The sequence below is a fragment of the Achromobacter pulmonis genome (assembly GCF_902859765.1).
GTDB classification, from domain to species: domain Bacteria; phylum Pseudomonadota; class Gammaproteobacteria; order Burkholderiales; family Burkholderiaceae_B; genus Achromobacter; species Achromobacter pulmonis.
The window spans coordinates 133,303-159,190 of sequence record NZ_CADIJV010000003.1 but is presented as its reverse complement, the minus strand read 5'-3'; the positions used below and the strand labels follow the sequence as shown (position 1 = coordinate 159,190).

Sequence of the window (25,888 nt, the reverse complement as noted above, 5' to 3'; positions counted from 1 at the left end):
ATCGCGGCGATTCATTCCAACTTGGACTCATTCCATGAAAATTACTTGTTTGTCGTGATCAACGGCCGGGCCTAGCATGACCGGCATCGCCCACGAATCCAATGGAGACAGCAAGCCCATGAGCGCCCCGATTCCCGCCTTCCCCCACAGCCATATCGAGCGCGACGCGCGCGGCGTCTACACGCTGCGGATCGACGACGCCAAGAGCATGAACATCCTGGCATCGCCGGTCACGCTGGGCCTGACCGACGCCGTGCGCTGGATCGCCGCGCAGGCCGACGCCCGCGCGCTGGTGCTGCGCGGCAGCGGCGACAAGGCCTTCGTCGGCGGCGCCAACATCTACGAAATGGCCGAACTCGATCCGAACGGCGGCCGCGCCTTCATCAGCCGCCTGCGCGATCTGTGCGAAGCGGTGCGCGCGGTGCCGGTGCCCACCATCGCCCGCCTGCCCGGCTTCTGCCTGGGCGCTGGCATGGAACTGGCGGCGGCCTGCGACATCCGCCTGGGCTCGCGCGACGGCGTCTTCGGCATGCCCGAAGTGCAGGTCGGCATCCCGTCGGTGATCCACGCCGTGCTGCTGCCGGCGCTGATCGGCCCGGGCGCCACCAATTGGCTGCTGCTGACCGGCGCCACGGTCGACGCCGAGCAGGCGCTGCGCTGGGGCTTCCTGCAATTCCTGTGCGAAGCCGGCGAGCTGGACGCGCTGGTCGAGCGCACCGTCGCCCCCATCGCCCACAGCGGGCCACGGGCCGTGCGCGCGCAGAAGGCGCTGCTGCGCTACTGGGAGACGTCGACGGTCGAAGCCGGCCTGGACCGCAGCGTCGACGCTTTCGGCGCGGCCTTCACCACGGACGAACCGCGCCAATACATGGCGCCGTTCCTGGCCCGCAAACGCGCGCGGGGGGCGCAATGACGGCCGCGGCCCCGGCCACCGGCCCGCTGGCCGGCGTGCGAGTGGTCGACATGACCTCGGTCGGCATGGGCCCTTACGCCACCCAGATCCTGGGCGACATGGGCGCCGAGATCATCAAGGTCGAAGCGCCCGAAGGCGACGTGTTCCGCGCCTCGGCGCCGGCGGCCTCGCCTGGCATGGGCGCGGTCTACCTGAATCTGAACCGCAACAAGCGCAGCATCACCCTGAACGCCAAAGACCCGGGCGAGCGGCAACACCTGCTGCGGCTGGTCGACGGCGCCGACGTCTTCATCTCCAACGTGCGGCCGCGCGCGCTGGCGCGGATCGGCCTGGACGCCGCCAGCCTGCGGGCGCGCAACCCACGCCTGATCTATTGCTCGGCGGTGGGCTTCGGCCAGGACGGTCCCTACGCCGCGCAGCCGGCCTTCGACGACATCATCCAGGCCATGAGCGGCCTGGCCGACCTGCAGGGCCGCAACAGCGGCGCGCCGGCCTACATCAACACCATCATGGCCGACAAGGTGGCCGGACTGACGCTGGCCTACGCCATCCCGATGGCGCTGTACGAACGCGAGAAATCCGGCCAAGGCCAGGCGATCGAGGTGCCCATGTTCGAGACGCTGGTGTCCTTCACCCTGGTCGAGCACCTGGGCGGGCGCACCTTCGAGCCGCCGCGCGGCGCCATGGGCTACCGCCGCGTGCTGTCGCCCGAGCGCCGGCCCTACCGCACCCGCGACGGCTTCCTGGCGCTGCTGCCGTATACCGACGCCCAATGGCAACGCTTCTTCACCTTGGCCGCGCGCGCCGACCTGGCCGCCGACCCGCGCTACGCCAGCGCCGAGACCCGCGCCCGCAATTTCGACGCACTCTACAGCGACCTGGCGGCCATTGTCGCGCTGCGCGCCACCGCAGACTGGCTGACTCTGCTGGCCGACGCCGACATCCCGCACTCGCGCGTCAACGCGCCCGAGGCGCTGTTCGACGATCCGCACCTGGCCGCCACCGGCTTTTTCCAGCGGGTCGAACACCCCACTGAAGGCACCCTGACGGCCACCGCCATCCCGGTGCGCTTCTCGCGCACGCCGGGTTCGATCCGCCGCCTCGCGCCGCGCCAGGACGCGGATCGCGATATGCTCGAAGCCGATTGACGCGCCGGGACGCGGTGGACGCATGCGCCGCGCCCCGGCGCATCCCGTGCCCCCACTTCGCCCCGACCATGAACATCACCCTGAAGCAGTTGCGCGTGTTCTGCGCGCTCTACGAGCTGCGCAGCTTCACCGCCGCCGCCCGCGCCGCCTTCGTCACGCAGTCGGCCGTCAGCAAGCTGTGCGCCGAACTCGAGGCCGAGGTCGGCCAGCCGCTGTTCGAACGCTCGACCCGCAGCGTCACGCCATGCGAGGGCGCGGCCGACTTCTATGCCTATGCGCAGGAAATCCTGGGCACGGTGCGCGCGGCCGAGCGCAGCATGTCCGGCCTGCGCTCGCTGGAGCGCGGCGTGGTCGGCGTGGCCTGCTCGCCGATGATGATGGTCGGCCTGCTGGGCGGCGTCATCGCGCGCTACCACCGCCGCCATCCGGGCGTGAAGCTGGACCTGTTCGAACTGAACACCGACGAAACCATCGAGCACGTGCGCCATGGCCGCGCCGATTTCGGCGTCGTCTCCACCGAGACAGAAGGCGGCGAACTGGCCGCGCGGGTGATCTACCGCGACACCATGCATGCCGTCTATGCCCCCGGCCACCCACTGGCGCGCCGCAAGCAGGTGCGCTGGGCCGACCTGGCCGCGCACGCGCACATCACGCTGCGCAACGTCTACAGCGTGCGCCGCGCGGTCGACCGCATCGGCGGCGAACTCGACCTGCAATTCCGGTCCGGCATCGAGGCCGGGATGCTGACCTCGGTGCTGAACCTGGTGCGCGCCGGCCTGGGCATCACCGTGGTGCCCGGCTACGTCTGCGCCTTCGCGCGCCAGCTGGGCCTGGTCACCGCGCCCATCGGCGGCGCCGGCCAGCGCGGCCATGCGCTATGGCTGATCCAGCGCCACAGCACCCGCCTGTCATTGGCGGCGGACGCGTTCCTGACCGGCCTGGAGCAGACCTTGCGGGCGCGCGAAGCGGCGCCTGACCCGACCCGCTACGATGAAGACGGCGCCGGCGCCTGACGGCGGGCCCGGCTGCGCCCCGCCAGACTTATCCGGATACGGAATAGGTCTATGAAAATTAGTCCCTTGTTGGGATAAGCCGTGCGGCCGCATCATGGCAGCGGCCCTGACGCCCGCATGTCGCCGCGGGGCCGCAGAACAACACAGGAGACTTTCATGACCCAATCCCCGGAACGCAGCCGCGCGCGCCAGTTCGCCGCCGCCTGCGCCCTGGCCCTGGCCGCCGCCACTGGCGCCGCGCAGGCCGCCGACGTCTATCCCAGCAAGCCTATCACCATCGTGGTGCCGTTCTCGCCCGGCAGCGCCACCGACACCAGCGCCCGCATCCTGATGGAAAAGCTCGGCCCGCGCCTGGGCGTGCCGATCGTGATCGAGAACAAGCCCGGCGCGTCCGGCACCATCGGTTCGTCCACCGCCGCGCGCGCCGCGCCCGACGGCTACACCCTGATCCTGACCAGCAGCTCGACGCACTCGGCCACGCCCGCCCTGTTCCGCAAGTTGCCCTACGACCCGACCGGCGATTTCATCCACGTCATCCGTATCGCCACCATTCCGATGATGCTGGTGGTGCGCGCCGACTCGCCCTACGACTCGGTGCCGGCGCTGGTACAGGCCACCCGCGCCAAGCCGCTGAACTATGCCTACGGCTCGCCCACCAGCCAGATCGCCGGCGCCACCTTCAACAGCGTCGCTGGCGCCGCCGCCAACGCCGTGCCCTACAAGAGCCAGCCGCCCGCCGTCACCGACCTGCTCGGCGGTCACGTCGATTACCTGTTCGCCGACCTGTCGGTGGTGACCTCGTTCATGCGCGGCGGCAAACTCAAGGGCATCGCCTTCACCGGGCAGGCGCGCTCGAAGGACTTCCTCGACGTGCCGACGCTGGCCGAGCTGGGCTACAAGCATTTCGACCTGGTGGTCTGGGTGGGCGTGGCCGCGCCCAAAGACACGCCGGCGCCGGTGGTCGAGCGCCTGAACCGCGAGATCACCCGCATCCTGCAAGAACCCGACAGCGTCGCCAAATTCGAAACGCTGGGCATGCAGGTCGCCCCCAACACGCTGGCCGAGCACCGGGCCTTCACCCAGTCGCAGCGCCAGATCTGGACCCAGCGCGCGATCGACGCGAAGATCGAACCGCAATAAACGCGCCGGGCGTGGCCTCAACCCATCCGGACCGGGGCCGCCGCATCGGCCAGCGGCATCACGGCCAGCCGCAAGCCCATCGCCCTGAGAATGGCCAGCAGGCTGGCCAGTGATGGGTTGCCCTTGGGCGACAGCGTGCGGTAGAGCTGCGTCGGATTCAGCCGCGCCTGCTCCGCCACGGCCTGCATGCCGCCGAACGCCTGGGTCATCTGGCGCAGCACCACCAGCAATTCCCCCTGGTCGCCATCGGCGAGAATGCTGTTGACCGTCTCCAGCGCGAGGGCGGGGTCGCTGCGATAGACCTCGACCATTGCTTCATCATGGGGCTTGCTTCTCATCATCTGTTCTCCGTTGCCAGTCATGCCAATACTCCACCGCGCGATGGATGTCGGCATCCTGCGTGCGTTTGCTGGCTCCGGCCAGCAACAACACCAGCCGTTCACCGGACAGCGCGTAGTAGACGCGCAGGCCCGGCCCTGAATCGATACGCAATTCCCACACGCCCTCGCGGCAGAAGCGGTGAGCGCCGAAATTGCCGGACGCAAGACGCGCCACGCGGCGAATGACCGCCACCTTGTCACGCATGCCGCGCAGGCCGCGTAGCCAGGTGGCATAGGAATCCTTGAGTTTTCCGGGGGTGAGGTAGTGTTCGATTCGGTACACACCACCTTCGTCAATAGACGAATTTCAGTCAAGTCAAAACAGTCCGTCCGCCAACAAGATAGGACACTCCCTTGGTTCCTGTCTGGCGGTGCGCGATCTTTTCCTCCCCACTCGCCCGTCTTCCTGCAAAGAGAAAACGGGCGCCGAAGCGCCCGTCCGTCCTGTCTGGATCGTGTCTACCCGTCAGAACCGGTACTGCGCGGTCGCCACCACCGTGCGCGGCTCGCCCACGCGGATCTGGCCGGCGCTGGTGGCCGAGGCGTAGTAGGTCTTGTCGGTGATGTTGCGCACCGCCAGGCGCCAGTCCCACTGGCCGCTGCGGTAGCCGACCAGCGCGTCCCAGGTGGCGTAGCCGGGCAGCACCGCCGTGTTGGCATTGTCGGCATAGCGCTGGCCGACGAAGGTCAGGCCGGTTTCGCCATACAGGCCCTCGGCCGGCTTGTAGGTCAGGAACACGCTGCCGTTGCGCCGCGCCACGTTGCTGACGCGCTTGCCGGCCAGGCCGTTGTTGTCTTCGACGATGGAGGCGTTCTGCAGGCCGATGCCGCCGCGCAGGTACCAGTTGCCGGCCAGGCGCCCGGCCGCGGTCAGCTCGATGCCGCGCGAACGCTGCTTGCCGGTCAGCAACACAAGGGTCGGATCGACCGGATCGCGGGTGCGGCGGTTGTAGAGCTCCAGCTGGTACAGCGCCAGGGTAGTGCTCAGTCGCCCGTCGAGCCAGTCGCTCTTGACGCCGACTTCGTATTGGCGGGTCTTTTCCGGATCGAGGTCGTTGGTGTTGTCGCGCGGGTTCGGGGTAATGCCGATCAAGCTGCCGCCGACCGGCGAGAAGGTCTTGCTGTATGACGCATAGAAGGAGTGGTCGCGCAGCGGCGTCCAGACCACGCCGGCACGCGGGCTCAGCCCACGGTTGTCGCGGCGGGCCGAGAGATCCAGCATGCGGTTGGTGGAATCGACGCGGAAGCGGTCCATGCGCAGCCCCAGCAGCACCTGCCAGGCGTCATCCAGCTTGATCTGGTCCTGCACGTAGTAGCCCTGGCTGCGCGTCTTGTGGCGGGCCGAACTGCTGAGCGTCATGGCGCCGTCGTGCTGCTGGGACAGGTCCGGATCGTACAGGTCCAGCGCCGGCATGGGCTGCGCGCCCGGGCCACGCGCCAGCATGTTGTAGAGATCGGGCGAACGCTCCTGGTTGGCCAGCTCGACGCCGAACAACATACGGTGCTCGATGCCGCCGGTATGGAACAGGCCCTCGGCCTCCAGGTTGTGGTTGATGCTGCGGGTGCTCAGGTCCTGCTGCCAGCGGGTGCGGCTGACCTTGCCGCTGGCGGCGCTGTAGCCGGTCAGGTAGGTGTTGTCGAATTTGCTGTCCAGCGCGAACACGCCGAGCGTGTAGCGCAGTTGCCAGCCCGGCGCCACGGCATAGGCCAGGCGCGAGCGGAACGATTGCGCGCGGTCGTCGATATAGTCACGGTCGGGGTCGCCATAGACGGTCGAGCGGCCGACGTCGGCCGGACGGCCGTTGACGCTGGGGATGCCACGGTCCGGGGTGCGGTCGTAGCGGCTGTATTCGTACTGCACCAGCCAGTCCAGGTCGGGCGTGATGCGCCAGTTCAGCGACGGCGCCACCAACTGGCGGGTGCCGCCGATCTTGTGGCGGAAGCTGTTGCTGTCTTCCTGGCCGATGTTCAGGCGCACGCTGACGTGTTCGCCGGGGTCGGCGCTCAGATCCCCGTAGAAACTGCGCAGGTCCCAACTGCCGGCCTGCGCTTCCAGGGTGGATTCGCGGCCCGGCTGTGGCGCCTTGCTGACGCGATTGACGATGCCGCCCTGGCTGCCGCGGCCATACAGCACGGCGGCCGGGCCCTTGAGCACCTCGATGCGTTCGATGTTGTGCAGGTCGCGCACGTACTGGCTGTCGTCGCGGATGCCGTCCAGGTAGAAATCGTTGCTGGCGTCAAAGCCTCGGATGCGCAGCGAATCGAAGCGGGTGTCCGAGGCGTTGCTGACGTTGGGGATGCCGGACAGGGCTTCGCCCAGCGTGTTGATGCCGTAGTTCTGCAGGCTTTCGACCTTGACGCTGTCGATGGCCTGCGGCACGTAGCGCGCGGGGGTCTGGGTACGGGTGGCGGTGGTGACCTCGGGCACGCGCGGATCGTCGGCATTGGCGCCTTCGACACTGATGGCGGGAAGTTGCGCCGGCTCGGCGCCCACGGAAACGGCGGGGGCCAAGGCGGCCAGCGTGGCGCCCAGGACGACGGTGCGCGGGACAGAAAAAACGGGCATCGCAAGCATTCTGTAAGTTTTATCGAGCCGCGATAATATCGAAAATGAATCTCATTTGTATATGAGATTCATCTCATTTGGACCGCAAGCCGCGCTCGTGTTGCAGGCTCACAACGGCCACGCGCGTCACCCGCGCGCCTGCCCGCCATTCGCCTGCCCGCCATTCGCATGAGGCCGCCATGCCGCCCATGCCGGCCCGGACCTTCGCGAATCTGCGACGGTCATCGTCCACATCGACGAGACGCGCGTCATCCATGCGCACGACGCCATCGCCCCGAACGCCGGGTTCTTCCAACAATCACTCCGATGTTTGCACTACGGACAACTCTGGCCGGACGGACGAGCTTTGCATGAGCCGGACGCGGCGGCCGCTGTATTAGGCTGGCCCGGCAGTACTCCGACTCACCTTGATCGATTGGACGAAAGCAAATGAATCAACTCATTCATCCGGACTGCCATCCCTTTACCGCCGCAGGCAACCTGAAGCAAGTCTCCGCGTTCTATGAAGAAGGACGACGTGTCATGTGGATGATGCTGCGCGCCCAGCCGCGCCCCTGCTTTAACCACGAACTGATCGACGAAATCATGACCCTGGCGCGGGCCGCCAAGGACTCTGGCCTGCCCATCGACTTCTGGGTCACGGGCTCGCTGGTGCCGCAGATCTACAACGTCGGCGGCGACCTGAACTTCTTCGCCGAAGCCATCCGCACCGGGCGGCGCGAGGCGCTGCGCGCCTACGCCCGCGCCTGCGTCGACTGCGTCCATGCCGCCACCCGGGGCTTTGACACCGGCGCGGTGTCGCTGGCCATGATCGAAGGCACTGCGCTGGGCGGCGGCTTCGAGGCGGCGCTGGCGCACCACTTCGTGCTGGCGCAGAACAACGCCCGCATGGGCTTCCCCGAAATGGCCTTCAACCTGTTTCCGGGCATGGGCGGCTATTCGCTGGTGGCGCGGCGCGCGGGCATGAAGCTGGCCGAGGAATTGATCGGCACGGGCGAATCGCACACCGCCGAATGGTTCCAGGCGCGCGGCCTGGTAGACGTGCTGTTCGAGCCCGGCGACGCCTACAAGGCCACCCGCACTTTCATCGACGTGATGCGGCCCAAGCTCAATGGCATGCGCGCCATGCTGCGGGCGCGCCAGCGCGTGCTGCAACTGACCCGCTCCGAGCTGATGGACATCACCGAGGACTGGGTCGAGGCCGCCTTCATGATCGATCCGAAGGACCGTGCCTATATGGAGCGGCTGGTGCTGGCGCAGAATCGGCGCGCGCCCGCCGGTTCCGAGGGGCTGGCGGACGCCACCATGCACTGAGCGCCGGCGCGCGCCGGCCGCATCAGGCGATCAGATGCAGCCGGCGCCGCTGCGCCAGCCAGGCGGTCAGTTCCGCGGCGGGCATGGGCTTGGCATACAAATAGCCTTGCTTGGCGTCCACCCCCAGCGTGTCGAGGAAGGCGGCTTCCTCCTGGGTTTCGACGCCCTCGGCGATCACCTTGAGTTCGAGCGTGCTGGCCACCGCCACGATGGCCCGCGCCAGCGCCTGCGACACCGGGTTCTCGTTGACGCCGCGCACGAAGCTGGCGTCCAGCTTGATCGCGTCCAGCGGAATGCGCGCCAGTTGCGACAGCGACGAATAGCCGGTGCCAAAGTCATCCAGGTGGACCCGCGCGCCCAGTTGGCGGAACTGCTTCATCAGCTCGATCGCGGCGACCTCGTCCTCGATCAGGCAGCTTTCGGTCAGTTCGATATCGAGCAGGCAGGGGGCCAGGCCGGCGTCATTGACGGCGCGCATGAACTCGCTGACCACGCCCTTGTCATCCAGCTGGCGCGCCGACACGTTCACCGCCACCCGCAGGTTCAGCCCGTCGCGCTTCCAGGCCGCGGCCTGGCGCGCGGCCTCGCGCATCACCCACACGCCCAACTGCGAGATCAGGCCCGACTCTTCCGCGTAGGGAATGAACACGCTCGGGCAGATCATGCCGCGCTCGGGCGAGCGCCAGCGCAGCAGCGCCTCGACCCCGTCGACCTCGCCGCCGCGGCCGGCCAGCTTGGGCTGGTAGTACAGCATCAGATGGCCCTCGGCCAGCGCCTTGCGCAGATTGGTGTCGAGCCAGACATAGTCGGCGTTGCGGCGGTCCATCTCGGGCTGGAACACACGGTAGGTATGGCGGCCGGCTTCCTTGGCCACGTACATCGCGATGTCGGCGCTGCGCACCACGCTGTCCAGGTCCGCGCCATGCTCGGGGTACATGGCAATGCCGATGGAACAACTGGTGTAGACCTCGATCAGCTCCTGGCGGAACGGATCGCGCAGGCGCTCGATGATGCGGCCGGCCGTGGCCTCCAATTGCCAGGCCTCGGCGTTTTCCTGCAGCACCAGGAATTCATCGCCGCCCAGCCGCGCCAGCGTCTGGCCGGGCGCCAGGCAACTGGAAATGGCCACTGCCACCGACTTGAGCAGGCGGTCGCCGAAACCATGGCCGTAGTGGTCGTTGATGCGCTTGAAGTTATCCAGGTCCAGGAACAGCACGCCGCCGCTGGCGCCCTCGCCTTCGGCCAGCGCCGCCTTCAGGCGCGTGGTGATGGCGTGGCGGTTGGGCAGATTGGTCAGCATGTCGGTGTTGGCCAGCACCCGCAGGCGCTCCTGCGCCTGGCGTTCCTCGGTGATGTCGGTCCCCGAGCAGATCAGGTAGACGCGCTTCTCGCCGCTGCCGCTGGTGACGAACTTATTGCGGAACAGGAACAGCCGCGGCCCCTTGACCGTGTTGATCAGGCGCTCGACCTCATAGGATTGGCCGCGCTTGTAGAACTCGGCGATGTTGCGGCGTGAAGCGACCGCCTCTTCGCGGGTCATGAACATGTCGAACACGCTGCGCCCGACGATGTCCTGCTCGCGTTTGCCGGTGTATTCCTCGCTGACCTTGTTGAAGCGCTGCACTCGGCCATGCTGGTCGACGATGACGATGACCGAATTGGCTTCAGACACCACGGTCTCGGCGAACGACAGGCCCTCGACCAGATCGCGCGCCACCGAATCGGTGTCGGTATGCGCCGAGGCCGTGCCGGCCCATTCATTGGGATTGATCTTGCGGCCCACCAGCCGCAACTGTATCGGGTCGCCATACAGCACGATGTCGATGCGCAGGCTGGCGGTGATGCCGGTCAGGGCGCGGATCGCCTGCGCCTGCTCGGGCTTGAGCGCCATGGCGATGTTGGTGGCGCCCTTGACGGCGGATAGTTCGATCGCGTCGCTGTCGGCCGCCAGCCTCCAATAGGGGCTAGGCGTACCGAAATGCAGGTACAGGATCGATTTTTCGTCCTGATTCTCAGTCATTGGTGTCCCCCGCCGTCCCAGGAAGGCCTGCGAGCAACATTACGGCCTAGTCAGTTCGGGGTCAACCACCCGAGCGAGGCGCATTTTGCCATTATTGCGGATTATTTCACCCCGCGCGGCAATCGCCGGCCACCCCCTCACCCGCGCGCTACGGACAATTCGCTCGGCGCACACCGGCTTCACGCCTGTTGCGCGGCGCACCGCCAGGCACACAAACAATAATCGTCGAAATTTTGTGACCATTTCTGGTGTGTGGCGCAAATGAAGCAACGGGCGAGGCGCGCCTCGCCCGATTGGCTTATTCGGGCTTGACCCCGGCCTCGTTGATGACCTTGGTCCAACGCGCCACCTCGGCCGACACGCGGGCGCCGGCATCGGCCGGCGTGGTCCATTCGGCAATGGCGCCCTGATTCAACAGCGAGGCCTTCACCCCCGGCTTGGCCAGAATCTTCTTGAGCTCGCCGTTCAGGCGATCGATCACCGGCGCCGGCGTACCGGCCGGCGCGACGATGCCGAACATGGAGCTGACTTCGAACCCCGGCAGACCGGCCTCTGCCGCCGTCGGCACGTCCGGCAGCGCCGCGACGCGCTGCGCCGAGGTCACCGCCAGCGCGCGCAGCTTGCCAGCCTTGATGCTGGACTGCGACGCCGGCACCGTCTCGATCATGCTGAGCACCTGGCCTCCCATCAGATCGGTCATGGCCGGACCGCTGCCCTTGTACGGCACGTGCAGGATCTCCACGCCCGCGGCGCGCTTGAACATTTCGCCCGCCAGGTGCTGCGGCGAGCCGTTGCCGGCCGAGGCCATGGTGATGTAGCCCGGGCGCGACTTGGCCAGCGCGATCAACTGCTTCAGGTCATTGGCCTGCACCGAGGGATTGACCACGAACACCAGGGGCACGGTGCCGACGATCGACACCGGCGCGAAGCTCTTTTCCACGTCGTAGGTGACGCGGCCGCGGTACAGGGTGGCATTGATCGAATGGCTGGTGAGCGCGCCCATCAACAGCGTATAGCCGTCGGGCTGGGCCTTGGCGACCTGGTCGGCGCCGATGTTGCCGGCGGCGCCGGCGCGGTTCTCGACAATCACTGACTGGCCCAGCGCGCCGGTCAGCTCCTGCGCCAGCACGCGGCCGATCACGTCGGTGGCGCCCCCGGGCGGGTACGGCACGATCAGGCGGATCGGTTTGTCGGGATAGGCGTCGGCGGCCAGGGCTGGCGCGGACACGCCGGTACACAAGGCCAACAGGGAAAGCAGCAAGGCGCGGCGGGGCCGCAGACGCAGGTCTGACATGTAGGTCTCCTGCCGGGATGAGTATAGGAATGGAACGGACGCCCGGCTCGTCAACGGAGCCAGTGTAGGAGCCGATTCTTGATTGATGAATCAGAATTTTTCTATCGACTGATCTTTTTTTTAGATCAATAAAATTTCCCGTGAAAAGGTCTTGCAGGCCTCTCCAAAGGCTGGATATGATCCCCGGATTGAATTATCAATAATATTATCGGGAAGAAAAATGACGGACGAGACCAAGGGCGGCCAGACCGCCAAGGGCCCCTTCGACAGCGATGGCGCGCGCAGCACCGGCGTGGCGCGCGGGCTCACCAACTACGGCGACACCGGCTTTTCGCTGTTCCTGCGCAAGGCCTTCATCAAGGGCGCCGGCCTGTCCGACGACGCGCTGGCGCGCCCCATCATCGGCATCGTCAACACCGGCAGCAGCTACAACCCATGCCACGGCAACGCCCCGCAATTGATCGAGGCGGTCAAGCGCGGCGTCATGCTGGCCGGCGGCCTGCCGATGGACTTCCCCACCATCTCGGTGCACGAGAGCTTCTCGCAGCCCACCAGCATGTACCTGCGCAACCTCATGTCAATGGACACCGAGGAAATGATCCGCGCCCAGCCGATGGACGCGGTAGTGCTGATCGGCGGCTGCGACAAGACCGTGCCGGCGCAACTGATGGGCGCCTCGTCGGCCGGCGTGCCGGCGATCCAACTGGTGACTGGCTCGATGCTGACCGGCTCGCATCGCGGCGAACGGGTCGGCGCCTGCACCGACTGCCGCCGCTACTGGGGCCGTTACCGCGCCGAGGAAATCGACGCGGCCGAAATCGCCGACGTCAACAACCAGCTGGTGGCCAGCGTCGGCACCTGTTCGGTGATGGGCACCGCCAGCACCATGGCCTGCCTGACCGAAGCGATGGGCATGATGGTGGCCGGCGGCGCCTCCGCCCCAGCCGTCACCGCCGACCGCGTGCGCGTGGCCGAGCGCACCGGCGCCACCGCCGTCGCCATGGCCGCCTCGCGCCTGACGCCCGACCGCATCATCACCGGCAAGTCCATCGAGAACGCCCTGCGCGTGCTGCTGGCGATCGGCGGCTCGACCAACGGCATCGTGCACCTGACCGCCATCGCCGGCCGCCTGGGCATCAACATCGACCTGGCCGGCCTGGACCGCATGAGCCGCGAGACCCCGGTGCTGGTCGACCTGAAGCCCTCGGGCCAGCACTACATGGAAGACTTCCACCACGCCGGCGGCATGCTGGCCCTGCTGCGCGAGCTGCGTCCGCTGCTGCACCTGGACGCGCTGACGGTGTCCGGCCGCACCCTGGGCGAGGAACTGGACGACGCCCCCGCGCCCTTCAAACAGGACGTGATTCGCGGCGTCGCCGCGCCCATCTACCCGGTGGGCGGCCTGGCCGTGCTGCGCGGCAACCTGGCGCCCGGCGGCGCCATCATCAAGCAGTCGGCCGCCAACCCCAAGCTGATGGAACACGAAGGCCGCGCGGTCGTGTTCGAGGACGCCGAGGACATGGCCCGCCGCATCGACGACGAGGCCCTGGACGTGACCGCCGACGACGTGCTGGTACTCAAGCGCATCGGTCCCACTGGCGCGCCCGGCATGCCCGAGGCCGGCTACATGCCGATCCCCAAGAAACTGGCGCGCGCCGGCGTCAAGGACATGGTGCGCATTTCCGATGGCCGCATGAGCGGCACGGCGGCCGGCACCATCGTGCTGCACGTCACGCCCGAGGCCGCGATTGGCGGGCCGCTCGCCTACGTGCAAAATGGCGACCGCATCCGCCTGTCGGTGGCGCGGCGCGAAATCGCGCTGCTGGTCGACGCTGCCGAGCTGGCGCGCCGCATGGCGGCTGCCCCGGTCGAGCGCCCGGCCGCCGAGCGCGGTTACCGCAAGCTGTTCCTGCAGACCGTGACCCAGGCCGACCAGGGCGTGGACTTCGACTTCCTGCGCGCCAGCGCCACGCGCGACACCGTGCCCAAGCAATGACCTTTACCGCCCGCCGCCCATGAACGCCATCACCCCCGCCGATCTCGAACCACAAGCGCCCGACGCCCTGGCGGCGGCGGTGGCCACGCTGGAGGAAGACATCGTCTTCGGCCGGCTGCATCCGCGCGAGCGGCTGACCGAGGACGAGCTGATGGCGCGCTTCGGCCTCAAGCGCCACGCGGTGCGCCAGGTCCTGGCAGAGCTGGAACTGCTGGGGGTGGTCGAGCGCAAGCGCAACATCGGCGCGGTGGTGCGGGCCTACTCGGCGCGCGAGGTCATGGAGTTATACGCGCTGCGCGACGTGCTGGAGGTGCATGCCGCCAGCCTGATGCCGCTGCCGGTGGCCCCGGCGCGGCTGGCGGCGCTGGTCGCGGTGCAACGCGAGCATGACGCCGCGGTGGCCGACGGCGACGCGCGCCGCGTGTTCCGCAGCAACCAGCGCTTTCACCGCGAACTGTTCGGCCTGCTTGACAACGCGGTGCTGGGCCAGGCCATCGAGGAATACGCGCGCCGCACCCATCCGATCCGCTTCGGCTCGCTGGCGGCCGCGCATTATCGCGAACGCGCCCGCCAGGAGCACTGGGCCATGATCCACGCGCTGCGCGACGGCAACCGCGCGGCGCTGATGACACTCTGCCGCGAGCACCTGCTGCCCTCGCGCGACGCCTACCTGGCGTCGGAGCAGGCACGCCGCGGCGCCTGAGCGCCGCCCGCGCGCAACCACCCAGGCCGGGCGGCGCGCCGCCCTTGCCTGGCCCCCTCGCCCGCCGGGACACTCACTGCGCCTGTCCGGCCAGGTATTGCCGCAGCGTTACCACCAGCGCGGCGGCGGCCGGCGGCAGGCTGCGGTTGCGCGCCGTCACCAGCCCGATCGAGCGTTCGGCCACCGGGCCGGTCAGTGGCCGCTGCACGATGCCATGCTGCGCCACCGCCCCCGCCGCGATCTCGGGCAGCGCCGCCACCCCGAAGCCGCACTCCACCATCGCCACGATGGTGGTCAGGTGCTCGGCCTCGAAAGCCGGGGTGAAGCGGATGCGGTTCTGCAGGAAGGCCCACTCGGTGTACTGGCGCACGCTGCTCGGATGCACCATTGACACATGCGCGGCGCCGGCCGTGTCGGCCCAGCGCAACGGCCCCTTGGCACGCGCCAGCGCGTGGCCTTCGGGGATCAACAGCAGGAAGCTATCCGACATCAGCGGCTGGTAATGCAGATCGGCATGCTGCGGGTCGGCGGCGGTCAGGGCGAAATCCACGTCGCCCGCGCGCACCAGATCAAAGGCCGGCCCCGACAGCGTGTCGCGCACCTTCAGCGCCACCTGCGGATGCGCCTGGCGATAGGCCATCAGCACCCGCGGCAGCAGCCGCGCGGCCAGCGACGGCAGCGCCGCCACCGACACCTGCCCATGCTCGGCGCTGGCGATGCCGCTGACGGCGGCGATGGCGTCGCGGAACGCCACCTGCAGGGCCGCCGCCTGCTGCATGAAGACCTCGCCCGCCGCCGTCAGCCGCACCGTGCGGGTGGTGCGGTCGAACAGGCGCACGCCGAGCGCGTCCTCGATGCGCTGGATCTGTGTCGACAGGGCCGACTGCGACAGGTGCAGTTGCGCCGCCGCCTGGCGGAAATTGAGGGTGCGGCCCAGCACCAGGGTCGTGTCGATATCGCGCATCGAGAGATTGATCTGCATCGCGGCGAACGCCTCCTTGATTGATCTTGTTTGTCGATCATTCTATCCAAAAAATCTGATTCATCAATCAAACAAGCTTCTCTACACTCGGCGCCCAATACAGACACGGACGCAGATGCAACTGCGGTTTCAGGACAAGGAGCAAACCATGCAGACGGACGCGAAGGCCCTGCCCAATCCGGGCGCGGCGCATGCGGTGGTGGTGGGCGGCGGCACCATGGGCGCCGACGTGGCGGTGGTGCTGACGCGCACCGCCTGCCGCACGACGGTGATTGAACCCGACGCGGCGCGCGCGGCCGCGCTGCCGGCGCGCGTGGCCGACAACCTCAAGACCATCGGCCGCGAGGCGCTGGTATCGCAACTGGCGACGGCGGCCAGCCTGGACCAGGTGGACTGGGCCAGCGTCGATCTGGTGATCGAGTGCGTGCCGGAGCGGCTGGACATCAAGCAGGCGCTGTTCGCCGAGCTGGTGCGGCGCGCGCGCCCCGACGCCATCCTGGCGAGCAACAGCTCCAGCTTCCCGATCAGCGCCATCGGCCAGGGGCTGGCCACGCGCGAACGCATGCTGGGCCTGCACTTCTTCATGCCGGCGCACCTGGTGCCGCTGGTCGAGGTGGTGATGGCCGAGACCAGCGACGAGGCCCGCGCCGACGCGCTGATCGCCTTCATGCGCCGCTGCGGCAGCGTGCCGGTGAAGGTGCGCCAGGACCTGCCGGGCTTTCTCGCCAACCGCCTGCAGCACGCGCTGTCGCGCGAGGCGTTCAACCTGATCGACCGCGGCATCGCCTCGCCCGAGGACGTGGACGCGGCGGTGCGCTTCGGTTTCGGCTTCCGCTTCCTGGCGGCCGGCCCGGTGATGCAGCGTGACCACGCCGGCATCGACGTGCACGCGGCGGCGGGCGCGACCATGTACCCGACGTTCTGCAATGACGACCACCCGGCGCGCTGCCTGACCGAGCGCGCCGCCGACGGCCGCCACGGCATGAAGGCCGGCGAAGGTTTCTACGCCTGGACGCCGGAAACCATCGCCGCCGAGCGCGCCCGCTATGACCGCCTGCTGCGCGCGGGCCTGGACCTGATCGCGCCGGAACTGCCGGAGATCCAGCCATGAGCGACGTCGACCAGCCCCGCCCCACCCTGGCCGAGTCGCCCGTCATCGTGACGGTGGCGCCCAACGGCGCCTACAAGAAGGCCGCCGATCACCCTGCCGTGCCGCTGACGCCCGAGGCCTTGGCGCGGGAAGCCCGCGCCTGCCTGGACGCGGGCGCGGCGATGATGCACATGCACGTGCGCAAGCCGGACGGCAGCCACCTGCTGGACGCGCAGGCCTACCGCGACGCGCTGGCGGCGGTGCACCGCGCGGTGGGCGACGAGCTGCTGGTGCAGGTGACCAGCGAGGCGGCGGGCGTCTACAAGGCGGCCGAACAGATGGCGCTGGTGCGCGAATTGCAGCCCGAGGCGGTGTCGATCGGGCTGCGCGAGATCGCGGTGCCGGAGATCCCGGAAAGCGAGCTGGCGGCGTTCCTGGCGTGGGTGGCGGAACGCCGCATCATGACGCAGATCATCCTGTATGACGAGGGCGATGTGCAGCGCTGGTTGTCGCTGCGCGCGCGCGGGCTGGTGCCGCCGGGCGCGTGGTCGGTGCTGTTCGTGCTGGGACGCTACAGCGCCGGCCAGACCTCATCGGCCTACGATCTACTGCCGTTCCTGGCGGCCTACGATCACGCGCTGCCCTGGGCGGTGTGCGCGTTCGGCGCACAGGAGAATGCCTGCGTGACGACCGCCGCGGCGTTCGGCGGGCATATGCGGGTGGGGTTCGAGAACAACCTGAAGCTGCGCGACGGCGCGCTGGCCAGCGGCAACGCCGAACTGGTGCGGCAGGCGGTCGAAGGCGCGCGCGCGCTGGGACGGCCGCTGGCGGATGCCGCGCAGGCCCGCCGGATCTACGGGGCCATCGCCTGAAGCGCGGCGAGGCCGGCGCCGCCACGCGCCCGCCTCGCGCCATGTGCCGGCGCGGCCTCAGGCCCGCTCGATGCGCGCCGGCAAGCCCTGCCGCACCGCCGCGCCCGAAACCCAGTCGATCCAGACGTTGGCGTGCGCGCCGCGCGTCGCGTCGCCGAACCCCAGGTCGTTCAGGTTCACGCCCGCCGCCAGCGCCGGATCGTGCGGCATCGGCTTGCCATCCACCAAATGGGCGCGCGCGCCCAGCTCGGTGTGGCCATAGCCGTGCTCGATGCCGACCGCGCCCGGCTGGATGCCGTCGCGCAGCAGCGCCAGGCCGGTCACCGCCCCGCCCGGCGTGACGATGCGCACCGGGTCGCCATTGCGCAGCCCCAGCCGCTCGCCGTCCTGCCGGTTGATCGACACCGGATTGTGCGGATGCACCTGGCGCAGCCGGTCCACGCCGATCGACATCGAACTCATCAGATTGGACTTGAACGAACTCAGCAGGAACGGCCAGTCCGCGCGCGGATACTGTTCGCGCACGTCGCGGCCGTCGGCCAGCCGCGCCGGATACCAGGTGGGACAGCCGCTGTAGCGCTCGCCCGTCATGGCATGGCGGAATCCGGCCAGCTCCTCGCTCCACACCTGCAGCGGCTTGGCCCAGGCCTTGCGGGTCTGGCCGGCCTCGCTCCAGGCCTCGCGCACGCGGTCGAAGCGCCCGCCGCGGCTCATCACCATCGCCACGCGGCGCCATTCCTCGGGTTTGAGTTTGGCCTGCAGCAGATCGCGATAGCGCGCCACGCCGGTCAGCTCCAGGTCGTCATCGCTGGCCTCGGGCACCGGCCGCCCGGCGCCGAAAGCGATGTTGGCGATGCCGCGCAGGAAGAAATCCTCGGCCGTGTCCAGCGGATAGCGGTTGCCATCCTGGTCGGCGATGGCATCGGCGCCGAAGCCGGGCATGCCCAGCCGCTTGGCGCAGGCAATCAGGAACGACTCCAGGTTCACCGGCGCGCCGTCGGCGCTGCGCGCCACCCGCGGCGCGACCGCCGGCCAGCGCACTGTCGAAGCCTTGGCCACCACGTCGGCCCACGGCGCCGACACGCCCCAGCTTTCGTAGGTGACGGTGTCCGGCACGATGTAGTCGGCCAGCGCGTTGGTTTCGTTGATGAACGGGTTGATCGACACCGCCAGCGGCAGCAGCGTCGGATCCTTCAGCTTGTCCAGCAGCACGTTCTTCAGGCCGGCGATGCCATAGACCGGGTTGCTCATATGGTTGAACCAGACCTTGGCGCGGTACGGATAACCCGCCAGCGCCGAGGCCAGCATTTCGGAGCTCAGGCCGCCAGTGGCCGGATACCAGGGCGCGGCGGCCGGATAGACCGGCTGACCGGCGGCCTGCTTGCGCTTGAACTCGCTCGACTTCTCGTACGGGAAACGGTTGCGCGACAGGCCCACGCCCTTGGGCGTGGCGCGGTTGGCAAAGCCCGCGATGTTGTAGCGCGGCCCCGCGCCGTAGGGCGGGAACGGCCCGGCGTCCAGCACCAGACCGCCCTCGACGTTCAGGTTGCCCACCAGGGTGTTGAGCATGGCGATGGCGTAGGCGGTGTAGAAGCCCGCCCCGCTCATGGTGCCGCCGTGCGCATCGGCCACGGCGCGCTTGCCGTGGCTGGTGAAGCGCTCGGCCAGGCCGGCGATCTTGGCGGCCGGCACGCCGCACAGCGCGGCGTATTCGTCCAGCGACTTGCGGTGCGCCTCGTCGCGCAGCAGCGTCAGCGCGCTGCGCACCCGCAGCGCGGCCGGCGCGTCCGCCAGGCCCGGCGCGGCCACCGTCTCGTCCACGAACAACGCGGCCGGCGCCGCGACCGTATGCGGCGCCAGCGAGCCGTCCGCCAACTGCACCACGTACACGTCTTCCCATTTCTCGCCAGCATCGGCGGGCCTGGCCCAGCCCAGATCGGCGCCGCGCAGGAAACTGCCCTGGCGCGGGTGACCGGGCTCGGCGATCACCAGGTGCGTGGCGTTGGTCCATACCGCCTCGCCCGCCGCCTTCATGGCGGCCGGGCCGGGCTGCGCCAGCGCGCGCGCATCGAAGCGTTCGTTGTCGAGAATCCAGCGGATCAGGCCCATCGCCAGCGCCAGGTCGCTGGCCGGGTTGACCGGCACCCATTCGTTGCCCGAGCCGGCCGACAGGCTGGATGAGGCCGGCAGCACCGGCGACACCACCACATAGGTGAAGCCCTCCTCCCCCTCGGGCCGGGCGCGGGCCTCCGCCAGTTGGCGCGCCTGGCGCTGGAATGGATTGCCGGCCTGCGCTGGCGCCGCGCCGATGAACAGGCCGAAACGGGCATTGTCCCAATCCGGCTTGCCGTGCGGCATGCTCTTCAGATCGCCCAGCGCGGCGCCGGTCCCGACGCGGAAACTCTGCCCGCAATACGAGCCGTGGTTGCTGAAGTTGACGGTGCCGAACGACTGGCCGGCAAAGCGCTGGATCAGCGGCGTGCGGCCTTCGTTGGAGGCATCGGTGAACAGGAACTGGTTGACTTTGGCGCCGTACTCCGGGTTGGCCGGATCCAGCGGCGTGTCACGGTCGAAAATCGCCCGCAGTCCATCCACGTGGCCCTCGCCGAACAGGTCGCCGCCCTCGCACACCTCCTGCACCAGCTGTTCGAAGGAAATCGTCTGCCACTTGCCTTCCCCGCGGCCGCCGACGCGCTTGAGCGGCTGCAGCACGCGGTACGGGCTGTGCATCTGCTCCAGCATGGCCGAGCCGCGCGCACAGGAGGTGGCGCGCCCTTCCAGGCCGTTGTCGCCGCCCAGTTGCGCGTAGGTCTCGCGCACCGGCGCGTCCATCGCGGCCGGCCGGGTGGTGGCCAGCGGATGGTACGGGTTGCCGGCCACCCGCAGGATGCGGTTGGCCTCGGTATCGACGCGCAGGCGCACGCCGCATTGCGTCCAGCACCCCAGGCAGCTGGAGGGGCTGACGGTCTGGCCCGGCTGGGTCGACAGCAGGCCGCTGACCGGATCGATGCGGAATTCCGGCGTCAGCGAATTGCCGCGCACGGCGTGCGCGGTGGGCACGCCGGCGGTGCCTTGCGCCAGGCCCTTGACGGCCTTGGCGACGGTCTCGCCGTAGCCGGCCGCGAACGCGGCCAGGCCGCCGGCGACCACCCCGCCCCGCGCGATCAGTTTGCGGCGGGCGGCATTGTCAGGTTGGTCGGGTCCGTCCGCGTGGAGGTCGGGCGTGTCGTCTTGGTGTTGCTTGTCCATGGTCATCTCGATGCGAATGCGTGTCGGGCCGGCGGCATCAGGCCGCCAGGCCGCGGGTGCGGGCCGGGAACAGTTCCAGCGCGTAGGTCACGGCGGCGACCAGCGCGACGCACAGGCCCAAGACGCCGATCATGCCGAGCAGGCCGTCGCTGCCCCAGGGCATGTCGTACAGGTACAGGCCGGCGCCGTACTTGGGCACGCCCTGCACGCTCATGAACACGACCCAGCGAAAGATCCAGGCAGCGGCCAGCATGGTCAGCGCCAACGCGGCCGACGGCAGCGGCGCCGCCAGAGTGCGCGGCGCGCGCTGCAGCAGCGCGATCATGCAGAACGCAGTGATCACGGCGCCGGCCAGGCTGGCGCGCCACACCGGGAACTCGCCGAACAGGCGCACCGCCGCGTCGAACGACGCATCCACGCCCAACAATCCCAACAGGATCCAGGCGCCCGCGCCGATGGCCAGCATCACCACCGCCGTCACGCTCAGGCGGCGTAACAGCGCGACCGGCAGCGCCTTCAGGCCGCCCGGCAGCCAGCGCGCCACCAGGAACATTGCCCCCAGCGCCCCCAGCCACGCGGTCAGCGCGAAATTCAGCGGCAGGAATGGCGTGTGCCACAGCGGCCGCGCCCGCAGCACCATCACTTCGGCGCCGGTATAGACCAGGATCGACACCGCCGACAGCGCCAACGCCAGCGCCAGCAGGCGCACCCACAACATGCGCCCCCACCACCAGGCGGCGCAGAACAGCACCGCCAGCCCGGTGAAGACCGGCAGCAGCAACGCCCCCAGCCACATCCACGACCAGGGCGTCAGGCGGGTGTAGAAGTGCCAGAAGCGGCCCGGCTGATGCAGGTCCGCCAACAGCGAGACCGGCGCGGCGATGGCGCACACCAGCAGCACGGTCACGGCCGCCGGCAACAGTTGGCGCGCCGGCGAACCGGCCTTGCCGAAGGCGGCGCCGGCCGCCGTCAACGCGGCGGTGGCGGCGATGCCGATAAGGAAGAAGTACTGCACCGCCCAGGGCAGCCAGGCGGCGTCGTAGACCGGGGTCAGCAATTCGGTGATCTGCATGAGGGTCCCCTGCTCAATGGCCACCGGCCAGGCGCACGCCGGCCTGGCCGTCGATCTGGTGCACGAAGGCGTCGGGCAGACCGATGTAATAGACGTGCGGGTCGGTCTTCATCTCGGGCTTGAGCACCTTGATGTCGGCGCGATGCTCGGCCATCAACCGCGAAATGGCGCTATCGGGGTCGTTCAGGTCGCCGATGACGCGGGCGCCGCCCACGCAGCTTTCGACACAGGCCGGCAGCAGGCCGGCTTCGAGCCGGTGTTCGCAGAAGGTGCACTTGTCGGCGGTCTGGGTGTCGTGGTTGATGAAGCGGGCGTCATAAGGGCAGGCCTGCACGCAATAGCCGCAGCCGACGCAGCGCTGGTTGTCGACCAGCACGATGCCGTCCTCGCGCTGGAAGGTGGCCTGCACCGGACAGACCGGCACGCAGGGCGGCTTGTCGCAGTGGTTGCACAGGCGCGGCAGCATCACCATGGCACAGGGGCCGCCGCTGTCGGGCTGGACCTCGTATTGCAGCACGGTGGTGCGGAACTGGCCGACCGGCGGCAGGTTTTCGAGCGAACAGCTGACCGTACAGGACTGGCAGCCGATGCATTTGCGCAGGTCGACCAGCATGCCGTAGCGCTTGCCGGGGATGCCGGGACGACGGGGGGGTTGCTGGTTGATGCCGGTGCCGGCTTCGGCACGGATGGGGATGATGGTGGCCGCGGCGCTCAGGCCGAGCAGGTTCTTCAGGAAACCGCGTTTGCCCGGGAGAGGGACTTCGGGTGGGGGATGAGGCACGGACTTCTCCACGAAATATGTCGCTACGCCATTAACTTATCGCTTTTGGTTATATAGAGAGTTGATACGTATCAATAGGGGACGGGTTTATTTCAGATTCTCTTAATCCCCCACCCCGAAAGAGCGCAGGTAGTCCCGATCCAGGTGAAGAAACGCGACCAGCAGCGCCGCGACCGCCGGATAGAAGCGGAACGTCAAGGTGTCCACGGCGTCCACCAGGCCGTGCCAATGCGCGACCCAGGGCATCAGCGTGGCGTCCAGATAGGCCGCCTGGTCCGCCGCGCAGGCGGCGACGTCATCGGTGCGGCCACACTCGCGGCTCCACCGCGCCAGCACCTCCAGGATGACGGCAAGGTGGTCTTCCGGCTCCTTGAACTGCGCGTCCAGCTGCAACTGGCTGGACACCAGGAACGCGCGCATCGCGCGCGCCGGCTCCCCGTACAGTTGCCCGCCCCCCTCCAGGTAGTGCGAGGCATACGGAATCGGCGCCGCCCGCCCTTCCAGCAGGAACAGCGTGGCGAAGTCGGCCGCGTTTTCCAGCGGCGCGTCGGCATGCTCGCCCCATGCCTTGAACACCGCGGCCATCGCGTCGGCCTGCCGCCCCAGCCCGAGCGCCGTGAACACGGCCAGCACATGATCGGCGCCGCCGTCCCGGCACAATGCCAGGGCGGCGGGCTCCATTTCCCTGGCAAAGACGGTGGCGAACCATCCATACAGCTGCGACCGCATCTGGCAGGCCGCGCCCCAGTCCGGGTCGAATGATGCGCGCTTCAATGCATGCTCCTTGAAATCAAAAGGCCGGCGCCGGCCGGCCATCGCGCGCCGGCCGCGGCCTCAAAGCCGGGCCAGCGTCTTGCCATCGATATTCACCTCGGTCGGGCCGCCGAACGCGGTCACGGGCGGCGCCACGCCCTTGTACGGTTCGATTTCCACCAGGCAGGTATTGGGGCTTGGTCCCTGCGCCAGCTCGGAGGTGCCGATATCCAGCGTCAGCGTGTTGGGATCGCCATAGGTGTCCAGCGCGCCGATCTCCGGCCCGGTGGGCCCGTACCAGGCCCCTTCCTGGATGCGCGCCACCCCGGGCGGGAAATTGGCCGAGAGGAACGCGCCGGCCAGCAACTGGCCGCGGTCGTTGAACACCCGCACCAGGTCGCCATGCCTGATACCGCGCCGGCGGGCGTCATCCGGGTTGAGGAAGACCGGCTCGCGCCCCTGGATGGTGTAGGTGGCGCGCCGCGTGGGCGATTCGCAGGTCTGCGAATGCAGCCGGGTATCCGGGTGTGCCGACTGCAGCCAGAGCGGGTATTTGTCCGAGTGCGGCCCGCTGTGCGAGCGCTCGGCCTTTTCCATCCAGACCGGATGCCCCTTGCAGTCGCGGTAGCCGAAGCCGGCGATCTTGCGGCTGTAGATCTCGATGAACCCGGACGGCGTGCCCAACGCATTGACCTCGGGGTCCGCGCGGAAATCGGCATGCCGCACCCAGGGCTTGCCCTCTGGGAACAGCACATAGCCCTGTTCCCAGAATTGCGCGAACGGCGGCATGTCGAAGCCCTTGCCGGCATTTTCCTTGCGGCACTCCTCATACAGCGATTCGACCCACTGCATCTCGCTCATGTTGCGCGTGTATTCCACGTCGCGGCCCATGCGCTTGCAGAAGTCCGTCCAGATATCGAAGTCCGAACGCGAGTGGTACAGCGGATCGACCAGCTTGTGCATGGCGATCACCCCGCGGTTCGAGTAGGAACCGTAGGCATCGATGTCGTTGCGCTCGTAGGGCGTGCAGGCCGGCAGCACGATATCGGCGAAGCGGCAGGTGGCGGTCCAGTTGTAGTCGATGGCCACCACCGTTTCCAGTTCCTGGTAGGCGCGCTTCATGCGGTTGCGGTCCTGCTGCCGGTGCCACTGGTTGCAGCCCGAGAAAATTGCCACTTTGTAGGGCGGCAGCTTGACCTTGTGGCCATTGAAGTTGATCTCCTTGCCCGGTTCCAGCAATGCGTCGATCACCCGCGACACCGGCACCACGGCGCTGTACCCCTGGTAATCGTCGTTCTCGTGTTGCGGCTTGCGGCCGGTATCCAGGTTCAGCGGAAACGCGCCCGGCATCGAAGCGCCCGAGGCCGACACGCCCACCGAGCTGTAGTGGTGCGAATAGCTGATGCCGCCGCCGGGCAGTCCGATCTGGCCCAGCATCGCGGCCAGGATCGCCCCCATCCAGTAGGGCTGCTCGCCATGCTGCTGGCGCTGGATGGCCCAGCCGAACATCAGCTGCGTGCGATTGGCCGCCATCAGGCGGGCCAGCTCGCGGATGCGCTGCGCCGGCACGCCGCAGATCGACTCGGCCCATTCCGGGGTGCGCTCGATCCGGTCCTCGGTCTTGCCTTCGACGTAGGCGATGAATTCATCGAAGCCGACCGCGTAGGTCTCGAGGAAGCGGGCGTCGTACAGGTTCTCTTTCCACAAGGTGTGGGCCAGTCCCAGCATGAAGGCCACGTCGGTCAGCGGATTGACGTACTGGTGCTCGCAGTCCAGATAATTGCGCGTCTTGCTTTTCACCGGATCGACGCAGATCACCGTGATTTCGCGGTTCGCGACCTTCTGCCTGAGCTGCTCGAAGTAGGCATAGGCCTCGTGCGTTTCGGTGTTCCAGCCGACCTGCAGGTTCTTGATCGGATCGCTGGCCCAGAACACCAGCACCCGCGTCTCCTTGAGGATGATGTCCCAGGACGTGCCCTGCGAATACACCTCGGTGGAGCCCAGCACGTAGGGCAGGATGGTTTGGCCGGCCCCGGTGGAATAGTCGCCCGCCGTGCCGACGCTGTTGCCGTGCATGCCCATGGCGCGCAGCATGTGGTTGCCGCAGCTGTGCATCAGCCCCACCGACCGCCAGCCAACGTTGCCCACGTGCAGCGCCCAGGGGCCGTGGTCCCGCTGCACCCGCTCGAGTTCGTGGTAGACCAGGTCAAGCGCCTCGTCCCAGCCGACCCGGATGAAGCGGTTGTCGCCGCGCAGCGCCTTGCCGGCCGCACCGCGCTTGCGGTACCAGTCGAGCCGCACCATCGGGTAGCGCACCCGCGAGGCGCTGTACAGCACATCCAGCGTGCCATCCAGGATCGGCGTCGGATGCCGGTCGAACTCGAAGGGCTTGATTTCCACCACGTGGCCGGCCACGACCCGGGCGCGGAATGCGCCCCAGTGCGCGCCGGAGAACCGCCAGCGGCCCGCGCCGGCGTCCTCCGGACCAAGCGTGGCGGCGCGCAGCACCCGGCCATTGCGCAGCAATGGCGGCACCACCATGGAACCCAGCGAGGCGGCGACACCGCCCAGGAAACGACGACGAGAGTGCTTCATGTCTATA

General features: G+C 68.5%; 21 protein-coding genes. 9 read left to right on the top strand and 12 right to left on the bottom strand.

Going from position 1 to position 25,888, the window contains the following annotated elements:
- Positions 1-118: 118 nt before the first annotated feature.
- The 4 genes from HV701_RS04080 to HV701_RS04065 all read left to right on the top strand — a co-directional run bounded on the left by HV701_RS04080 (position 119) and on the right by HV701_RS04065 (position 4,214).
- Positions 119-913 (top strand): enoyl-CoA hydratase, encoded by a 795-nt coding sequence (locus HV701_RS04080; RefSeq protein ID WP_175131972.1) that lies wholly within the window; start codon positions 119-121, stop codon positions 911-913.
- Positions 910-2,061: a CaiB/BaiF CoA transferase family protein gene (locus tag HV701_RS04075; protein WP_175131802.1), complete on the top strand. Its 1,152-nt coding sequence runs from the start codon at positions 910-912 to the stop codon at positions 2,059-2,061. The genes HV701_RS04080 and HV701_RS04075 overlap by 4 nt, the downstream gene beginning before the upstream one ends.
- A gap of 68 nt (positions 2,062-2,129) precedes the next feature.
- Entirely contained in the window at positions 2,130-3,074 is a 945-nt protein-coding gene (locus HV701_RS04070) for a LysR family transcriptional regulator (RefSeq protein WP_175131801.1), read from the top strand.
- A 156-nt stretch (positions 3,075-3,230) separates the two neighbouring features.
- Positions 3,231-4,214, top strand: coding sequence for a Bug family tripartite tricarboxylate transporter substrate binding protein (locus HV701_RS04065; protein WP_175131800.1), 984 nt, complete (start codon positions 3,231-3,233; stop codon positions 4,212-4,214).
- Positions 4,215-4,231: 17 nt separating this feature from the next.
- Here HV701_RS04065 and HV701_RS04060 read toward each other — a convergent pair whose 3' ends face one another.
- From HV701_RS04060 to HV701_RS04045, 4 genes are all read right to left on the bottom strand, one after another.
- Entirely contained in the window at positions 4,232-4,552 is a 321-nt protein-coding gene (locus HV701_RS04060; protein ID WP_061071653.1) for a helix-turn-helix domain-containing transcriptional regulator, read from the bottom strand.
- Entirely contained in the window at positions 4,533-4,877 is a 345-nt protein-coding gene (locus HV701_RS04055; RefSeq protein WP_175131799.1) for a type II toxin-antitoxin system RelE/ParE family toxin, read from the bottom strand. The genes HV701_RS04060 and HV701_RS04055 overlap by 20 nt, the downstream gene beginning before the upstream one ends.
- A 183-nt stretch (positions 4,878-5,060) precedes the next feature.
- Complete coding sequence (locus HV701_RS04050; RefSeq protein ID WP_175131798.1) at positions 5,061-7,160, bottom strand: TonB-dependent receptor; 2,100 nt, start codon at positions 7,158-7,160, stop codon at positions 5,061-5,063.
- A gap of 73 nt (positions 7,161-7,233) precedes the next feature.
- Entirely contained in the window at positions 7,234-7,455 is a 222-nt protein-coding gene (locus HV701_RS04045; RefSeq protein ID WP_175131797.1) for a hypothetical protein, read from the bottom strand.
- A gap of 134 nt (positions 7,456-7,589) precedes the next feature.
- On the opposite strand from HV701_RS04045, the gene HV701_RS04040 reads away from it, so the two are divergent.
- Positions 7,590-8,474 (top strand): crotonase/enoyl-CoA hydratase family protein, encoded by an 885-nt coding sequence (locus HV701_RS04040; RefSeq protein ID WP_175131796.1) that lies wholly within the window; start codon positions 7,590-7,592, stop codon positions 8,472-8,474.
- 22 nt (positions 8,475-8,496) lie between these two features.
- Here HV701_RS04040 and pdeR read toward each other — a convergent pair whose 3' ends face one another.
- Together pdeR and HV701_RS04030 are read right to left on the bottom strand one after the other, a co-directional pair.
- On the bottom strand, positions 8,497-10,494 hold the full coding sequence (pdeR, locus tag HV701_RS04035) for a cyclic di-GMP phosphodiesterase (RefSeq protein ID WP_175131795.1): 1,998 nt from the start codon (positions 10,492-10,494) through the stop codon (positions 8,497-8,499).
- Between the two features lie 298 nt (positions 10,495-10,792).
- Positions 10,793-11,788: a Bug family tripartite tricarboxylate transporter substrate binding protein gene (locus HV701_RS04030; RefSeq protein ID WP_175131794.1), complete on the bottom strand. Its 996-nt coding sequence runs from the start codon at positions 11,786-11,788 to the stop codon at positions 10,793-10,795.
- 220 nt (positions 11,789-12,008) lie between these two features.
- Between HV701_RS04030 and HV701_RS04025 the strand changes: the two genes are divergently transcribed.
- Complete coding sequence (locus tag HV701_RS04025; protein WP_175131793.1) at positions 12,009-13,784, top strand: IlvD/Edd family dehydratase; 1,776 nt, start codon at positions 12,009-12,011, stop codon at positions 13,782-13,784.
- 19 nt (positions 13,785-13,803) lie between these two features.
- Complete coding sequence (locus HV701_RS04020) at positions 13,804-14,487, top strand: GntR family transcriptional regulator (RefSeq protein WP_175131792.1); 684 nt, start codon at positions 13,804-13,806, stop codon at positions 14,485-14,487.
- A gap of 73 nt (positions 14,488-14,560) precedes the next feature.
- Here the strand turns inward: HV701_RS04020 and HV701_RS04015 are convergent, their stop codons facing one another.
- Positions 14,561-15,469: a LysR family transcriptional regulator gene (locus HV701_RS04015; protein ID WP_175131791.1), complete on the bottom strand. Its 909-nt coding sequence runs from the start codon at positions 15,467-15,469 to the stop codon at positions 14,561-14,563.
- A 148-nt stretch (positions 15,470-15,617) separates the two neighbouring features.
- Between HV701_RS04015 and HV701_RS04010 the strand changes: the two genes are divergently transcribed.
- Both HV701_RS04010 and HV701_RS04005 read left to right on the top strand, forming a co-directional pair.
- Entirely contained in the window at positions 15,618-16,580 is a 963-nt protein-coding gene (locus HV701_RS04010) for a 3-hydroxyacyl-CoA dehydrogenase family protein (protein ID WP_175131790.1), read from the top strand.
- Complete coding sequence (locus HV701_RS04005) at positions 16,577-17,431, top strand: beta-keto acid cleavage family enzyme (protein ID WP_175131789.1); 855 nt, start codon at positions 16,577-16,579, stop codon at positions 17,429-17,431. Before HV701_RS04010 ends, HV701_RS04005 begins: the two co-directional genes overlap by 4 nt.
- Positions 17,432-17,488: 57 nt before the next feature.
- On the opposite strand, the gene HV701_RS04000 is transcribed toward HV701_RS04005, so the two are convergent.
- The 5 genes from HV701_RS04000 to torA form a co-directional block, all read right to left on the bottom strand.
- Positions 17,489-20,680 (bottom strand): tetrathionate reductase subunit A, encoded by a 3,192-nt coding sequence (locus tag HV701_RS04000; RefSeq protein ID WP_175131788.1) that lies wholly within the window; start codon positions 20,678-20,680, stop codon positions 17,489-17,491.
- 37 nt (positions 20,681-20,717) lie between these two features.
- Complete coding sequence (gene nrfD, locus HV701_RS03995; protein WP_175131787.1) at positions 20,718-21,752, bottom strand: NrfD/PsrC family molybdoenzyme membrane anchor subunit; 1,035 nt, start codon at positions 21,750-21,752, stop codon at positions 20,718-20,720.
- Between the two features lie 13 nt (positions 21,753-21,765).
- Complete coding sequence (gene dsrO / locus HV701_RS03990; protein WP_175131786.1) at positions 21,766-22,533, bottom strand: sulfate reduction electron transfer complex DsrMKJOP subunit DsrO; 768 nt, start codon at positions 22,531-22,533, stop codon at positions 21,766-21,768.
- A 102-nt stretch (positions 22,534-22,635) separates the two neighbouring features.
- Positions 22,636-23,307 (bottom strand): molecular chaperone TorD, encoded by a 672-nt coding sequence (gene torD, locus HV701_RS03985; protein WP_254595101.1) that lies wholly within the window; start codon positions 23,305-23,307, stop codon positions 22,636-22,638.
- A 60-nt stretch (positions 23,308-23,367) separates the two neighbouring features.
- Positions 23,368-25,881: a trimethylamine-N-oxide reductase TorA gene (torA, locus tag HV701_RS03980; protein WP_175131784.1), complete on the bottom strand. Its 2,514-nt coding sequence runs from the start codon at positions 25,879-25,881 to the stop codon at positions 23,368-23,370.
- Positions 25,882-25,888 lie beyond the last annotated feature (7 nt).